The sequence below is a fragment of the Rhodococcus sp. 05-2255-3B1 genome (genome assembly GCF_002258545.1).
Lineage (GTDB): Bacteria > Actinomycetota > Actinomycetes > Mycobacteriales > Mycobacteriaceae > Rhodococcoides.
Genome location: NZ_NOZC01000036.1, coordinates 374,622 through 389,517, shown reverse-complemented (window position 1 = coordinate 389,517; position 14,896 = coordinate 374,622). Strand labels below are relative to the sequence as shown.

The 14,896-nt window shown below is 65.3% G+C and carries 17 protein-coding genes and 4 tRNA genes; 13 read left to right on the top strand and 8 right to left on the bottom strand.

The window, feature by feature from the left end; translation table 11 throughout:
* The first annotated feature begins 12 nt into the window (after nucleotides 1–12).
* Nucleotides 13–1,026, top strand: a complete 1,014-nt coding sequence (zapE, locus tag CH249_RS22610; protein ID WP_094630055.1) for a cell division protein ZapE — start codon at nucleotides 13–15, stop codon at nucleotides 1,024–1,026.
* Nucleotides 1,027–1,033: 7 nt separating this feature from the next.
* Here zapE and CH249_RS22605 read toward each other — a convergent pair whose 3' ends face one another.
* From CH249_RS22605 to CH249_RS22575, 7 genes are all read right to left on the bottom strand, one after another.
* Nucleotides 1,034–1,561, bottom strand: coding sequence for a GNAT family N-acetyltransferase (locus CH249_RS22605; protein WP_094647976.1), 528 nt, complete (start codon nucleotides 1,559–1,561; stop codon nucleotides 1,034–1,036).
* The gene (locus CH249_RS28080; RefSeq protein ID WP_179272743.1) at nucleotides 1,558–2,010 is read right to left on the bottom strand and encodes a hypothetical protein; all 453 of its coding nucleotides are present in this window, start codon (nucleotides 2,008–2,010) and stop codon (nucleotides 1,558–1,560) included. Before CH249_RS28080 ends, CH249_RS22605 begins: the two co-directional genes overlap by 4 nt.
* A 16-nt stretch (nucleotides 2,011–2,026) precedes the next feature.
* Complete coding sequence (locus CH249_RS22595) at nucleotides 2,027–2,734, bottom strand: alpha/beta family hydrolase (RefSeq protein WP_094647975.1); 708 nt, start codon at nucleotides 2,732–2,734, stop codon at nucleotides 2,027–2,029.
* Entirely contained in the window at nucleotides 2,727–3,011 is a 285-nt protein-coding gene (locus CH249_RS22590) for a hypothetical protein (RefSeq protein ID WP_256981236.1), read from the bottom strand. Before CH249_RS22590 ends, CH249_RS22595 begins: the two co-directional genes overlap by 8 nt.
* Before the next feature lie 126 nt (nucleotides 3,012–3,137).
* Nucleotides 3,138–3,212: transfer RNA gene (locus tag CH249_RS22585), tRNA-Val, on the bottom strand.
* Nucleotides 3,213–3,249: 37 nt separating this feature from the next.
* A tRNA-Cys gene (locus CH249_RS22580) sits at nucleotides 3,250–3,320 on the bottom strand.
* Nucleotides 3,321–3,337: 17 nt separating this feature from the next.
* Nucleotides 3,338–3,409, bottom strand: a tRNA-Gly gene (locus tag CH249_RS22575).
* 243 nt (nucleotides 3,410–3,652) lie between these two features.
* Between CH249_RS22575 and CH249_RS22570 the strand changes: the two genes are divergently transcribed.
* The 9 genes from CH249_RS22570 (at nucleotide 3,653) to pdxS (ending at nucleotide 11,833) form a co-directional block, all read left to right on the top strand.
* Nucleotides 3,653–3,724: transfer RNA gene (locus tag CH249_RS22570), tRNA-Val, on the top strand.
* 116 nt (nucleotides 3,725–3,840) lie between these two features.
* The gene (locus CH249_RS22565) at nucleotides 3,841–4,242 is read left to right on the top strand and encodes a TIGR02611 family protein (RefSeq protein WP_094630114.1); all 402 of its coding nucleotides are present in this window, start codon (nucleotides 3,841–3,843) and stop codon (nucleotides 4,240–4,242) included.
* 102 nt (nucleotides 4,243–4,344) lie between these two features.
* Nucleotides 4,345–6,405: a threonine--tRNA ligase gene (gene thrS, locus CH249_RS22560; protein WP_032397952.1), complete on the top strand. Its 2,061-nt coding sequence runs from the start codon at nucleotides 4,345–4,347 to the stop codon at nucleotides 6,403–6,405.
* A 2-nt stretch (nucleotides 6,406–6,407) separates the two neighbouring features.
* Nucleotides 6,408–6,950, top strand: coding sequence for an HIT domain-containing protein (locus CH249_RS22555; protein ID WP_032397953.1), 543 nt, complete (start codon nucleotides 6,408–6,410; stop codon nucleotides 6,948–6,950).
* A 25-nt stretch (nucleotides 6,951–6,975) separates the two neighbouring features.
* Nucleotides 6,976–7,659, top strand: a complete 684-nt coding sequence (pgsA, locus tag CH249_RS22550; RefSeq protein ID WP_032397954.1) for a phosphatidylinositol phosphate synthase — start codon at nucleotides 6,976–6,978, stop codon at nucleotides 7,657–7,659.
* Complete coding sequence (locus CH249_RS22545; RefSeq protein WP_094647962.1) at nucleotides 7,656–8,561, top strand: phosphatidylinositol mannoside acyltransferase; 906 nt, start codon at nucleotides 7,656–7,658, stop codon at nucleotides 8,559–8,561. The genes pgsA and CH249_RS22545 overlap by 4 nt, the downstream gene beginning before the upstream one ends.
* Nucleotides 8,558–9,682 (top strand): glycosyltransferase family 4 protein, encoded by a 1,125-nt coding sequence (locus CH249_RS22540; RefSeq protein ID WP_032397956.1) that lies wholly within the window; start codon nucleotides 8,558–8,560, stop codon nucleotides 9,680–9,682. Before CH249_RS22545 ends, CH249_RS22540 begins: the two co-directional genes overlap by 4 nt.
* The gene (locus CH249_RS22535; RefSeq protein WP_032397957.1) at nucleotides 9,682–10,707 is read left to right on the top strand and encodes an NUDIX domain-containing protein; all 1,026 of its coding nucleotides are present in this window, start codon (nucleotides 9,682–9,684) and stop codon (nucleotides 10,705–10,707) included. Before CH249_RS22540 ends, CH249_RS22535 begins: the two co-directional genes overlap by 1 nt.
* Nucleotides 10,708–10,891: 184 nt before the next feature.
* Entirely contained in the window at nucleotides 10,892–11,833 is a 942-nt protein-coding gene (gene pdxS, locus CH249_RS22530; RefSeq protein ID WP_082073976.1) for a pyridoxal 5'-phosphate synthase lyase subunit PdxS, read from the top strand.
* Between the two features lie 10 nt (nucleotides 11,834–11,843).
* Here the strand turns inward: pdxS and CH249_RS22525 are convergent, their stop codons facing one another.
* Nucleotides 11,844–12,455, bottom strand: coding sequence for a hypothetical protein (locus tag CH249_RS22525; RefSeq protein ID WP_094648027.1), 612 nt, complete (start codon nucleotides 12,453–12,455; stop codon nucleotides 11,844–11,846).
* 80 nt (nucleotides 12,456–12,535) lie between these two features.
* On the opposite strand from CH249_RS22525, the gene CH249_RS22520 reads away from it, so the two are divergent.
* From CH249_RS22520 to CH249_RS22510, 3 genes are all read left to right on the top strand, one after another.
* Entirely contained in the window at nucleotides 12,536–13,387 is an 852-nt protein-coding gene (locus CH249_RS22520) for an acyl-CoA thioesterase II (RefSeq protein ID WP_045195353.1), read from the top strand.
* On the top strand, nucleotides 13,384–13,986 hold the full coding sequence (gene pdxT / locus CH249_RS22515; RefSeq protein WP_094630048.1) for a pyridoxal 5'-phosphate synthase glutaminase subunit PdxT: 603 nt from the start codon (nucleotides 13,384–13,386) through the stop codon (nucleotides 13,984–13,986). Before CH249_RS22520 ends, pdxT begins: the two co-directional genes overlap by 4 nt.
* Before the next feature lie 88 nt (nucleotides 13,987–14,074).
* A complete protein-coding gene (locus CH249_RS22510) occupies nucleotides 14,075–14,833 on the top strand; it encodes a YebC/PmpR family DNA-binding transcriptional regulator (RefSeq protein WP_032397960.1) in 759 nt (252 codons plus the stop codon).
* The last annotated feature ends 63 nt before the right edge of the window (nucleotides 14,834–14,896 follow it).

Sequence of the window (14,896 nt, the reverse complement as noted above, 5' to 3'; positions counted from 1 at the left end):
TACGCTCGACAAATGCCCGCACGCCTTGTCGACCGAAATCCCGTGGTCCCCTCCGATCAGTTGATCGCGCAGATGGTCCCGCCGGCGATGTTCGACGACGTCAGTTTCTCCTCGTACATTCCCGACCCCAAGGAGCCGACGCAGGCTGCTGCGGTCGCGAAGGCCGAGGAGTTCGCGAACAAGGTGCAGAAGATCCGCGGCAAGGGCAAACGAGGTCTGTTCGGCAAGAAGACCCCGGCCATCGGTGCAGGCCTGTACCTCGACGGCGGCTTCGGTGTCGGCAAGACTCACTTGCTCGCCTCGATCTACCACAGCGTTCCCGAGCCCAAGGCGTTCGGCACGTTCGTCGAGCTGACGCACGTGGTCGGTGCTCTGGGCTTCAACAAGGCCCTCGAAGAACTCTCCAACCACAGCGTGCTGTGTATCGACGAGTTCGAGCTCGACGATCCCGGCGACACGATGTTGGTCTCTCGGTTGCTCTCCGAGCTCTCGCAGCGCGGAGTGTCCATCGTCGCGACCTCGAACACCTTGCCCGGGCAGCTCGGTGAGGGTCGCTTCGCCGCCGAGGACTTCATGCGGGAGATCAAGAAACTCGGCTCGATCTTCGAGTCCATCCGGGTCGACGGACCCGACTACCGCCATCGCGACCTGCCCCCGGCTCCCGAGCCCACGTCCGAGGCCGAGCTGGTAGACCGCGCCGATACCGTCGAGGGCGCAACCCTGGACGATTTCGACGAGCTGCTGGCGCATCTGAGCACGCTGCACCCCTCGCGCTACGGCAAGTTGCTCGACGGCATTCCTGCGGTGTTCCTGAAGAACGTGCACCCGGCATCGGATCAGGCCATCGCCCTGCGCCTGGTGGTCCTCGCCGATCGCCTGTACGACGCGGGTATCCCGGTGACGGCGTCGGGCGGCAAGCTCGACGAGATCTTCACCGAGGAGATGTTGGCCGGCGGCTACCGCAAGAAGTATCTGCGCGCCACGTCGCGGCTGCTCGCGTTGTCCCGTTTCGCCGCAGTCGGCTGAGCGGTCGTCACAGCCTCACCTCCATGACGTAGTCGTCGTGTGTCTGGACGCCGACGACGAATTTCTTGGTGCCCACGATCTGGAAGCCGTGTTTGGTGTAGAACTTCTGCGCCCGTACGTTCTGTTGGTTGACACCCAACCATGCTGCCGCACAACTGGATTCGCGTGCCTGGCTCAGCGACGACGACATCAGTCGGCCCGCGGCTCCGCTGCCGTGCTGGGTCGGTTCCACGTAGAGTTTGCTGATCTCGATGGTCGGCTCGTGCGACAGGGTGGCGCGAATATCCGGGTCGGTGGGCGTCCCCGACACGAGCATCGCGTAGCCCACCACGTGAGCGTCCACAGTTTCGTCGATCAGGACGGCTCTGTTCGGATCGGCGATGTAGTTCTCGAAGTGCTCGGCCGACAGCACGTTCGAAATGAACTGCTCGATGTCGTCGGGCCGGGTTCCCGGCGGGCAGGCGAGCGGAAAGGTCGACGCGGCCACCTCGGCGACGCGATGTGCATCGCCGAGTGTTGCTACCCGCACGGTCACAGCAGATCCACTGCGTTCTTGGCATCGCGCAACGACATACCGGTCCGGTCGCGCAGCAGTTTGATGGCCGAGATCGTCTTGCCCTCCGATTTGAGGGACTGCAGTCGCGGGATCAGATCGTTCCAGGGTGTCGGACCGGATTGCGCGGCGTCGACGATGGTGGCCGAGGACGGAAGGGGCTCGCCGCGCTGGACGCTTTCGATCGCGATCTTCGCGTCGTGGAGGCCGGCACCTGTTCGGTCGCGAAAGACCTTGATCGCCTGGAGCTTCTTGTTGGCGGCCAGAAGCTGATGAATGTCTGCGCGGGCGCTCTCGTCGAGACCGACGAACATGATGTGGCGTGAGGTGTCCGAGGACGAGCCGGGCTTCTTGCGGGCCAGCAGCCACGCCGCGAGCACCGCCGCGTCGACGAGGACCAACGCCACGATGAACCATCCCCAGGTCGGCATGCCTTAGTAGACCACTTCAGCGTGACGGGTCGAAGAGCGGGACGTCAACGGACGAATCGGACGTCGGGGCAGCGAACAACGAGGTGGCCCCGGCAAGGGTTTTCGTCGCCGCGTCGTACCTGACCGGAGCGAGGTCGTGGCCTGCGCCCTCGATGTCGACGAGCAGTGTAGGTGCCGGGACGAGCGCGAGCGCAGCGCTCAGCTCGGCAGTGGTGCCGAACGGGTCCTTCGTGCCGTGCACCAGCACAGCCGGTGTTCGCAGTTCCGGAAGGTGCTGGGTACGAACCTTTTCCGGCTTGCCCGGCGGGTGCAAGGGGTAGGACGTCAGCACGAGCCCGTCGACGAGGCCCGGTCGTTCGGCCGCGATCATCGACCCTTGCCTGCCACCGTAGGAATGCCCACCGAACGCGATGAATCCGTCTGTCTCGGCGCGGAGGCGTTCGACGGCAACGGAGATACCGAGCCGGTCCTCGGCCGAGCGGGACGGGTGCGGCGGTCCTTTGGGTTTGCGTACCCGAAAGGGAAGGTCGAACCTCAGCACCGTGAACCCGGCTGCCGTCCATACTGCGGCGATGCGTTGCAACAGCGGCGACTCGCAGTTGCCGCCCGCACCGTGGGTGAGAGCCAGGCCGCCCCGTGACGGGATCGCGGGCGTGTGCAGAAAGGCGACACCCCCGCCGAGATCGATGTCGGCGGGGGCGTCGGGACCTTCGGGTTCAGGCATCGTTCGAGGACGTTACCTTTTCCTGGTTGTCGGCGTGATCCGTGGCGGAATCGTCATCGGAGCCGGCGGAGTCCCGGTCGTCGGCGTCCACCATCTCACCGTTGTCGTCGACCATGTCCGCGAACGCGGTGCCGGCGACGGTCCCGTTGGTTCCCGGAAGGGCCACGGTGGGCCGGGCGCCGGGTCGATACCGGTCGTCGAGGCCCTCGACGGACTTCTTCGCTTCCTCCAGGGTGGCGTCGTCGACTGTGGGTTCGCTCTGAGCTTCGTCCGACACGTGAGTGTCCTTCCGTCGAAGTGTGTGCGTCATCTCCACTGTGCACTTCTATGGCGTGAATCACCACATTTGATTCGTCAAGCACAAAAAAGACCCCCTCGAAAGGGGGCCTTCGTTGTGTTGCTGTGGTGCGCGATACTGGGATTGAACCAGTGACCTCTTCCGTGTCAGGGAAGCGCTCTCCCGCTGAGCTAATCGCGCGTGTCCTCGCATCGGCCTTGCGACCGACGCACTTGCGAGGTGGAGACGGGAATCGAACCCGTGTGCACGGCTTTGCAGGCCGTTGCCTCACCACTCGGCCACTCCACCATGGGTCGAGACCCTCGAGCGGATGACGGGATTCGAACCCGCGACCCTCACCTTGGCAAGGTGATGCGCTACCACTGCGCCACATCCGCATACCCCGGAGCCGTTCACTGCTGGGCAGTTACTGTCTCCGTGGTGCGGGGAAAACATTAACCCAACGGGAGTGAAACTCACAAATCTCGTGGTCAGCCGCGGAATTCGACCGATCGGCCCATGTGAATGATGTGAAAGCAGAGGCGGAACGAGTCCAGTGGAGGTAGTCCATCGACGAATTCGATGATCGGGCAGGCGATTCGGTTCGCCGCGGCACCTCGTGTTAATGTTTTGCCTCGTTCGGTCCCGTGGCTCAGTGGGAGAGCGTCCGCTTCACACGCGGAAGGTCGCTGGTTCGATCCCAGCCGGGACCACAGAAAAGAAGGCCCGCACCGCTCGTCGGTGTGGGCCTTCTTGCGTTCGAGGCCGGTAACCTGGGTCGGTGAGCACCGAAGAGACGAAGCCGCAGGCCGTCGACGACCAGGGTCCGATGGACACAGCCAAGGTGAAGCATCGGCGCTTCCGGGCGCGCATCGCCGAGAACAAGTCGCTCGATCTCGCGTACCGGATAACGATCGGTGTCGTCGGAACGGTCGTGCTGGTGCTGGGTGTACTCGCCATTCCGTACCCGGGGCCCGGGTGGCTGATCGTGTTCGCGGGTCTGGGCATCCTGGCCTCGGAATTCGCGTGGGCCAAGAGTGCGCTGCGGTTCGTCCGCAAGAGATACGACGCATTCATGGCGTGGTTCTCCAAGCAATCGATGTTCGTCAAGGGCCTCGGCGTTCTGTTCACCACCGTGGTCGTGCTGGCCACGCTGTGGCTGCTGGGAACGTTCGCGTTGGTCGGAGGGTGGATCGGGCTCGACTGGACGTGGCTCGAAAGCCCGATCTGACGTCACGCGTCGCGCTGAGGCCAATCGAGTGGACCGATGCCGATAGGCTGTCGGAGGCCTTCCTGGCCAGAAGAACCGATCGAGGAGTACATCGCTGTGAGCATGCCCGTTGTCGCCGCTGTTTCGCCCGCCCGCATCATGGTGCCGGCCGGAACCACGGCAGGTACGGCGCTCCGCGACACCGGCCTGCCCAACAAGGGACCCGACGCGATCGTCGTCGTGCGCGATCCCGACGGCAAGCTCCGTGACCTGTCATGGGCACCGCAGGGCGACACCGAGGTCGAGCCCGTTCCGGCGAACACCGAGGACGGACGAAGCGTCATCAGGCACTCGGCTGCGCACGTGCTGGCGCAGGCCGTTCAGGATCTCTTTCCCGACGCCAAGCTGGGCATCGGACCGTTCATCAAGGATGGCTTCTACTACGACTTCGACGTTCAGCAGCCGTTCACTCCCGAGGATCTGACGGCCCTCGAGAAGAAGATGAAGCAGATCGTCAAGGCCGGACAACGTTTCTCACGTCGGGTGTACGAGTCGGTGGAGCAGGCCCGTGAGGAGTTGGCTAACGAGCCGTACAAGCTCGAGCTGATCGACGACAAGTCCGGCATCGACGATCCTGAGGTCATGGAGGTCGGCGGGGGAGAGCTGACCGCCTACGACAATCTCAATCCCCGGACCGGCGAGCGCATCTGGGGCGATCTGTGCCGCGGACCCCACATCCCCACCACCAAGTACGTGCCCGCGTTCAAGCTCACCCGCAGTTCGGCCGCCTACTGGCGCGGCAATCAGGACAATGCAGGCCTGCAGCGCATCTACGGAACGGCTTGGGAGTCTGCCGAAGCGCTCGATGCGCATCTCGAACTGCTGGCCGAGGCGGAGCGTCGCGATCACCGCAAGCTCGGATCCGAGCTGGACCTGTTCAGCTTTCCCGACGAATTGGGCTCCGGTCTTCCGGTGTTCCATCCGAAGGGTGGTGTGATCCGCAACGAGCTGGAGAACTACTCCCGCCAGCGGCACATCGAAGAGGGCTACGAGTTCGTCAACACCCCGCACATCACCAAGGGCCATCTCTACGAGGTCTCGGGTCACCTCGATTGGTACCGGGACGGCATGTTCCCGGCGATGCACCTGGACGCCGAACTCGACGAGAACGGCGACGTGCGCAAGCCCGGCCAGGACTACTACCTCAAGCCGATGAACTGCCCGATGCACAACCTGATCTTCCGCTCTCGCGGCCGTTCGTACCGCGAACTGCCGTTGCGCCTGTTCGAGTTCGGCTCGGTCTACCGCTACGAGAAGTCCGGCGTCATCCACGGTCTGACCCGGGTGCGCGGGATGACCCAGGACGACGCGCACATCTTCTGCACCCGCGAGCAGATGCGCGGCGAGCTCACCAGCACCCTCGAGTTCGTTCTCGGGCTGCTCAAGGACTACGGCCTCGACGACTTCTACCTCGAACTCTCCACTCGCAACCCGGAGAAGTCGGTCGGCAGCGACGAGGTCTGGGAAGAAGCGACCAACACCCTCGCCGAGGTGGCGGCTGCGTCGGGCCTGAACCTGGTGCCCGATCCGGGTGGTGCGGCGTTCTACGGACCGAAGATCTCGGTACAGGCCAAGGATGCGCTGGGGCGTACCTGGCAGATGTCGACCATTCAGCTCGACTTCAACCTGCCCGAACGCTTCGAACTCGAATACACCGGCTCGGGCGGAACCAAGGAACGCCCGGTGATGATTCACCGCGCGCTGTTCGGATCCATCGAGCGCTTCTTCGGAGTGCTCACCGAGCATTACGCGGGCGCGTTCCCGGCCTGGCTCGCACCGGTCCAGGTCGTGGGCATCCCGGTTGCCGAGGTCTACCAGGACCACCTGTTCGCGGTGGTGAACGAGCTGAAGAAGCGTGGCGTACGCGCCGAGGTCGACGCGAGTGACGACCGGATGCAGAAGAAGATCTTCAACCAGACGGCGCAGAAGGTTCCCTTCATGCTCCTCGCCGGCGAACGCGACGTCGAAGCCGGTGCCGTGAGCTTCCGATTCCGGGACGGCACTCAGGTCAACGGCGTCCCGGTGGCGCAGGCCATCACCGTCGTCACCGACTGGATCTCCCAGCGCAACAACGCATCACCGACCGCCGAGCTCGTGCAGACCGAACCCGCAGGAGTGAGCTGATCATGTCGGAACAGGACGAGTCGATCGTCGTCACCGGGGCCGGTGAGCCCGATCGGCTGCAGCGACTGTGGACGCCGCATCGGATGTCCTACATCGCCGAGGCTCCTCAGGGCTCGGCGAAGTCGAACGAGCCGTTCTCCGACATCCCCAAGATGAGCGACGAGGACGGTCTCGTCGTCGCACGAGGCGAATCGGTGTATGCGGTCCTCAACCTGTATCCGTACAACCCGGGCCACGCGATGATCGTGCCGTACCGTCGCGTCGCGGCACTGGAAGACCTCACGCCCGCGGAGAGCGCGGAACTGATGGCCTTCACGCAGCAGATGATTCGCGTCATCAAGCGAGTGTCACGTCCGCACGGGTTCAACGTCGGGCTCAACCTCGGAGCTGCCGCGGGCGGGTCCTTGGCCGAGCATCTGCATCAGCACATCGTGCCCCGGTGGGGCGGCGACGCGAACTTCATCACCGTGATCAGCGGCGCAAAAGTGATGCCGCAGCTGCTCCGCGACACTCGGGCCCTGCTGGCGTCGGCCTGGAACGAATGAACCACAGGCGAGAGGAGCACGCGCCGTGCTGAGCATTTTCGGCCGTGCGCCGGTCTCGAAGGTGACCGCCCCGCTCGGGCGCGCCCTCAACAGCACCGGACTGACCCCCAACTCGGTGACGATCATCGGCACCGTCGTCACCGTGACCGCGGCGGTCACGATGTACCCCGCCGGCTACCTGTGGTGGGGCTCGATCGTCATCACCCTGTTCGTCCTGTTCGACATGCTCGACGGTGCCATGGCGCGGGCTCGGGGTGGTGGTACCAAGTACGGTGCCGTCCTCGATGCGACGTGCGATCGAGTGGCCGACGGTGCGATCTTCGGCGGATTGGCCTGGTGGGCCGTCTATTCCGAGCAGGACAAGCTGCTGCTGGTGGCCACCCTGATCTGCCTGGTCACCTCGCAGGTCATCTCGTACGCCAAAGCCCGCGCCGAGGCCAGCGGCCTGTCAGCGGACGGTGGTTGGATCGAACGACCGGACCGCCTCGTCATCGTTCTGGTCGGAGCTGGGCTCACCGGTGTCGGAAGACATTTCGACATTCCGTGGCTGGACAGCCTGATCTACCCGGCCATGTGGATTCTCGCCGCCCTGAGCATCGTCACCGTGTTCCAGCGCGTTCTCGCAGTTCGTGGATCCGAGGGTGCCCGTGACATCATCGTGCCTCCGGTGGCACCGGCACCCGACGACGGCGACGTGGCCGCGTCGTGAATCTCTCCGACAGAGCGAGCGACGCCGGCTACGCGGCCGGTTGGCGCCTGGTCCGGTCTCTGCCCGAGCCGGTGGCACGACGCCTGTTCGATCGCGGCGCAGACTTCGCGTCGACGCGCAACGGCGGCCCGGATCAGTTGCGTCGCAATCTCGCTCGCGTCCTGGGAACCACTCCCTCCGAGGTACCCGACGAGCTGATTCGCGACAGCCTGCGCTCCTATGCTCGATACTGGCGCGAGGCGTTTCGGTTGCCGTCGATGGATCTGGCCGCGCAGGCCGCCGTCATCGATCGGTGCGTGAACGGCAAGGAACATCTCGAGGGTGCGCTCGCGGCCGGTAAGGGAGTGGTCCTGGCTCTGCCGCACAGTGGCAATTGGGACATGGCCGGAATGTGGCTGGTGCGCACGCACGGAGGACTCTCCACCGTTGCCGAACGGCTGAAGCCCGAATCCCTGTACCAGCGATTCGTCGCCTATCGAGAGAGCCTGGGCTTCGAGATATTCCCGCTCAGCGGCGGCGAGCAACCGCCTCTGCTCGCACTGTCCGAGAGACTGCGCCAGAACAAGGTCGTCTGCCTGCTCGGCGAGCGGGACCTCGCCAAGCACGGGGTGCCGGTCACCTTCTTCGGTGAACCGACCCGGATGCCTGCGGGCGCGGCGAAACTCGCGATCGACACCGGGGCGACGCTGCTCCCGGTGCACGGCTACTTCGACGGCGACGGCTGGGGATTCGACATCTCGCCCGCAGTGGATGTCTCGGCCGGGGTCGGGCCTGCCACCCAGACGTTGGCCGATCATTTCGCAGCCGGAATCCGAGCCCATCCGGCGGATTGGCACATGCTGCAGCCGTTGTGGATGAGCGACTGGTCGGCCGATCGACGCGCCCGAATCGAGGGCGCGTGAAGATCGGCATGGTGTGCCCGTACTCGTTCGACGTTCCCGGTGGAGTGCAAGCACATGTTCAGCAGTTGGCCGAGGTGTTCATCGAACGCGGGCATCGCGTCAGTGTCCTGGCTCCGGCGTCCGACGATGTCGAGCTACCGGACTTCGTGGTGTCGGCGGGCGAGGCTCTCGCCATTCCGTACAACGGATCCGTCGCACGGCTGCGATTCGGACCGATCACGTATTCTCGAATCCGGAAGTGGATCTCCGACAACGACTTCGACGTGCTGCACATCCACGAACCGAACGCGCCGAGCCTGTCGATGCTGGCGCTCAAGGCCGCGGACGGCCCGATCGTGGCGACCTTCCACACCTCGACGACGAAGTCCCTGGTGCTCAGCACCTTTCAAGGAGTGCTGCGTCCGTACCACGAGAAGATCAGCGGCCGTATCGCCGTGTCGGAACTCGCCCGGCGCTGGCAGGTCGAGGCCCTCGGCTCCGACGCCGTCGAGATCCCCAACGGAGTCGACGTGCCCGCATTCGCCGATGCCCCTGTGCTGGAAGGCTATCCACGCGCCGGTCGCACGGTGCTCTTCCTCGGCCGTTTCGACGAACCGCGCAAAGGAATGGCAGTCCTGCTCGGCGCTCTGCCCACACTCGTCGAATCCCACCCCGACATCGAGATCCTGATCGTCGGCCGTGGCGACGAGGACAAGCTACGCAAGGACGCGGGCGCACTCGCGTCGCACCTGACGTTTCTGGGGCAGGTCGACGATGCGACCAAGGCATCCGCGATGCGCAGCGCCGACGTCTACTGCGCACCGAACCTCGGCGGTGAGAGCTTCGGCATCGTCCTGGTCGAGGCCATGGCCGCCGGAACACCGGTGGTGGCAAGCGAACTCGACGCATTCCGACGGGTCCTGCGGGACGGCACGTGCGGACTCCTCGTTCCGATCGACGACTCCGCTGCCCTCGCCGTCGCCGTCTGCTCGATCCTCGGCGACGATGCCGTCCGTGCACGTCTGGTCGACGCCGCCTCCGTGGCTGTCACCACCTACGACTGGCCCGTCGTCGCCGAGCAGATCCTGCGTGTCTACGAAACCGTCACCCTCGGGGGCCAGAAGGTGCGGGCAGCGAACTGATGACCTTCTCAGCGCTCACGATTCTGGTACTCGGGCTGATCGCCGTACTGATCCTCGTCGTCGGCCTGTGGGCCTACGGAACGGCGAACCGACTCGACCGCCTACACGTGCGCACCGACCTCGCCTGGCAGGCGCTCGATGCAGCACTCGCCCGCCGGGCCGTCGTCGCGCGCGCGGTGTCCGCGGCGACCCGGGACTCGGCCCCGTCGAGCAGAGAACTCGCTGCGTTGGCCGATCGGGCCGAACGCGTCGACCGGTCACAGCGTGAAGAGGCCGAGAACGCGGTGTCCATGGCTCTGGCCGTCGTCGAACCGAACGACTTGCCCCCGCAACTGGTCGCCGAACTGGCCGACGCCGAGGCCCGCGTGTTGATCGCACGACGGTTTCACAACGACGCAGTTCGCGACACCCTTGCCCTGCGCGTCAGACGTCCCGTCCGTTGGTTGCACCTCGGCGGAACCGCGGCACTGCCGTCGTACTTCGAGATCGCCGAGCGGTCTGCTGCCGCGACGTTCGGCAGCGAGAACCGCGCCACCCCGAGAACGTCCGCGCGGGTGGTGCTGCTCGACGAGCGCGGTCGCGTACTGCTGCTGCGCGGACACGATCCGACGGTTCCCGACACCTTCTTCTGGTTCACCATCGGTGGGGCAGTGGAGAAGGGCGAATCGCTCCGCGAGGCAGCGGTGCGGGAGGTACACGAGGAGACCGGCCTGACCATCGCTCCGGCCGACCTGCGCGGTCCGCTGTGGCGTCGGGTTGCGACGTTCCCGTTCAACGGAACTCTGATCCGCTCGGAAGAATTGTTCTTCGCGATCCGGACGCAGGAGTTCGAACCGCACAGTGCTGGTTTCACCGATTTCGAACGCCGCACCGTGACCGGCCATCAGTGGTGCACCGAGGCCGACATCCGTGCGCTGAGCGCGGTCGGCGAGAACGTCTATCCCCAGGACCTGGCGGAACTGCTCGACGAGGTCAACGTGGCTCTCGCTCGACGCGGTGATCCGGACGTGCGCGCTATCCGCTAGCGATCTGGACCCTTTTCGAGCAGTCCAGCAATCGTCAAGTGGTTATGGGAAACCGTCGCGTCGAGGCCTACAGTTCTGGGCGCGACTTCGCGCCGCGTGCGATCGTCCTCGGTTACCGCGGCTGAGCGTGGTCGCGTGTATCAGTCCGGAGCACCGGTTCGGTGCCCAGAACACAGGAGTCGGCTTGAGTACCCCACACGCATCCACTACACCCGCTGGATCCGCCGAAGGCGGGGCGGCCGAGAACGGAATCGGCACCGCACGCGTCAAGCGAGGAATGGCCGAGATGCTCAAGGGCGGCGTCATCATGGACGTGGTCACCGCCGATCAGGCCAAGATCGCCGAAGACGCAGGAGCCGTGGCCGTCATGGCACTCGAGCGCGTCCCCGCCGACATTCGCGCGCAGGGCGGGGTGTCGCGAATGAGCGATCCCGACATGATCGACAGCATCATCTCCTCGGTCAGCATCCCGGTGATGGCGAAGGCCCGCATCGGCCACTTCGTCGAAGCGCAGATCCTGCAGAGCCTCGGCGTCGACTACATCGACGAGTCCGAGGTGCTCACCCCGGCCGACTACGCGAACCACATCGACAAGTGGAACTTCACCGTTCCCTTCGTCTGTGGTGCCACCAACCTGGGTGAGGCAATGCGCCGAATCACCGAGGGCGCGGCCATGATTCGCTCCAAGGGCGAGGCCGGAACCGGCGACGTCTCGAACGCGACGACGCACATGCGCAAGATCCGTGACGAGATCCGTCGCCTCACCTCGCTTCCCGAGGACGAGCTGTACGTGGCGGCGAAAGAACTGCAGGCCCCGTACGACCTCGTCGTCGAGGTCGCCCGGGCAGGCAAGCTGCCCGTCACCCTGTTCACCGCGGGCGGCATCGCCACTCCCGCAGACGCGGCGATGATGATGCAGCTCGGTGCCGAGGGCGTGTTCGTCGGATCGGGAATCTTCAAGTCCGGCAACCCCAAGGAGCGCGCCGAGGCGATCGTCAAGGCCACCACGTTCTTCGACGACCCCGATGTGCTCGCCAAGGTCTCGCGCGGTCTCGGCGAGGCGATGGTCGGAATCAACGTCGACGACCTCCCAGTCGGACACCGTCTCGCCGAGCGCGGTTGGTGACGGTTTTCGATCAGTTGCGTTCGAGGGCCGGGCGGTCGGGATGGTCCCAGCGGACCAGGAAGTCCGGCCGCCCGGCCGCGTGGTCGAGGCCGTCGTAGTACTCGAGCAGCGGGGCGCAGGTCCACTGATCGTCGGCGCTCGTTCTGCGGCGTAATGCGCTGCCGGACAGGCGTAGATGCACCGACAGATCGACGTCCAATCCGCGGCCGAGCAGCATCGGTCCCGCGATCAGGACTATCTGATTCGTTGCTGCCGAGGCGCTGCGGGCTCGCGCCGAACGATCGGTGGCCTCATCCCACAGTCGCGGCAGGAAGTGACCTCCGCCACCGGGGCGTAGTGGGGCGATGACCTCTCTGACGAGGGCGTCGTAGTCGAACCACAGTGTGCGATAGCTCAATTCGTCGGTGCGCGAGTACTCGAATCGAATGGACGCAGGTCGGACGTAGTCGTGCAGGTCGACGACGGCAGCCGGACGGCCCAGAGAGCGGGCGTGTTCGGCTGTGCGCGTGGCGAACTCGACCGGCCGCGCGGCATCCGCGCCGTCGATCACGACGATCGATCGGGCACCGTCTCGGCACGAATCGACGATCGACTCGACGAGAAGGTCGGGAAATATCGGCATCGGTTGACCCACGCCGACCATCTTGCCTGGTCCGATCATTGTTAGCCTGAGCCGTTGTCACAGAAAGGTGGACACCAGCCATGGCCAGCATCGAGGACATTCTCGAATTGGAACGGATCGAGAACGACATCTATCGGGGACGGACCTTTCCTTCTCGGCTGCCCCGTACGTTCGGCGGTCAGGTTGCGGGCCAGGCGCTCGTTGCTGCGGTGCGCACGGTGGCCCCCGAGTTTCGTGTGCACTCGCTGCACGGCTACTTCCTGCGTCCGGGCAATCCGAACGAGCCGGCGGTGTTCATGGTGGACCGGATTCGCGACGGACGGTCGTTCTGCACCCGCCGCGTCACCGGCATTCAGCACGGCAAGGCGATCTTCACGATGTCCGCCTCGTTCCACGGCGACGACGACGGCATTTCGCACCAGGACGTCATGCCCGAGGTCGTCGGGCCGGACACCCTGCCCGATCCCACCACCCTTGCCGAGTACGACCACTCCTACTACAAGGAGTGGTCCGAGTGGGATATCCGTCTCATTCCCGAGGACCAGACCGTCAAGCATCCCAGTTTCGCTGCGCAACAACGTGTCTGGTTCCGCTACCGCGACACCTTGCCCGACGACCAGGTCTTCCATGTGTGTGCGCTGGCCTACATGAGCGACATGACGCTGCTCGGATCGGCCAAGGTTCCGCACCCGGACGCCGTCACTCAGACGGCCTCGCTCGATCATGCGCTGTGGTTCCTGCGGCCCTTCCGGGCCGACGAATGGTTGCTCTACGACCAGACGTCTCCGTCGGCAGATTTCGGGCGGGCGCTGACGCAGGGACGAATCTTCGACACGTCAGGCCGGTTGGTCGCCGCGGTGGTGCAAGAGGGGTTGATGCGTTACGAGCGGGACCCCGACGCGCCCCATGTCGATCCCTTCGGCCGCAAGTGAGCGCTCCGACCATCGGTGTTCTCGCCCTGCAGGGCGACGTTCGCGAACACCTGGCTGCGCTCGAATCGAGCGGTGCGCGCGGTGTCACGGTGCGTCGGCCCGCCGAGCTCGCGCAGATCGACGGACTCATCGTCCCCGGCGGGGAATCGACGACCATGAGCAACCTGCTCGGCGTGTTCGACCTTCTCGATCCACTGCGTGCTCGGTTGGCCGAGGGACTGCCCGCCTACGGTTCGTGCGCGGGCATGATTCTGCTGGCCTCCGAGATCCTCGACACCAGGCCCGACGCCCGGCATCTCGATGCGCTCGACATCACCGTTCGGCGAAACGCCTTCGGCCGTCAGGTCGATTCCTTCGAGACCGATCTCGATGTCACCGGCGTCGACGGCGGACCGGTGCGGGCGGTGTTCATTCGCGCGCCTTGGGTCGAGCGGGTGGGCGAGGATGTCGAGGTGCTCGCCACCGTGCCGCACGGCCCGGCTGCCGGACGCGTGGTGGCCGTTCGCCAGAACTCCGTCATGGCGACGAGCTTCCATCCCGAGGTCACCGGGGACGATCGCGTACACGCACTCTTCGTCGACATGGTACGACGCCGCTAGAATCCCTCGGCGGTCGGTCGGTGCCGAGCGCGGTACCGGGCGAGTAAAGTCGACAACACTGATTTCGAGCAGGAAGGGGCCCTATCGCATGAGCGGCCACTCAAAATGGGCCACCACCAAGCACAAGAAGGCGGTGATCGACGCCCGACGCGGCAAGTCTTTCGCCAAGCTCATCAAGAATATCGAGGTGGCGGCCCGCACGGGTGGTGGTGACCCGACGGGCAATCCGACCTTGTACGACGCCATCCAGAAGGCGAAGAAGACGTCGGTCCCCAACGACAACATCGAGCGCGCGCGCAAGCGCGGAGCGGGCGAGGAAGCCGGCGGTGCCGACTGGCAGACCATCATGTACGAGGGCTACGGTCCCAACGGTGTCGCTATTCTGATCGAGTGCCTCACCGACAACCGCAACCGCGCCGCGGGCGAGGTACGCGTGGCGATGACCCGCAACGGTGGGAACATGGCCGATCCGGGATCGGTGTCCTACCTGTTCTCCCGTAAGGGCGTCGTCACCCTGGAGAAGAACGGGCAGAGCGAGGACGACGTGCTCATGGCCGTCCTCGAAGCCGGTGCCGAGGAAGTCAACGACAACGGCGATACGTTCGAGGTCGTCAGCGAGCCGACCGACCTGGTCGCGGTGCGCACCGCGTTGCAGGAGGCCGGAATCGACTACGACTCGGCCGAGGCGAGCTTCCAGGCATCGGTCAACGTCCCGGTCGATGCGGACGGTGCACGCAAGGTGTTCAAGCTCATCGATGCCCTCGAGGACAGCGACGACGTCCAGAACGTGTGGTCCAACGTCGACCTCTCCGACGAGGTCATGGCCGAGCTCGACGACGAGGACTGACGCCCCTCGCATCCGACGACGTGTTCGACCGGGTGTCGTATCCCTGATCCAGCGGTGGGCTCC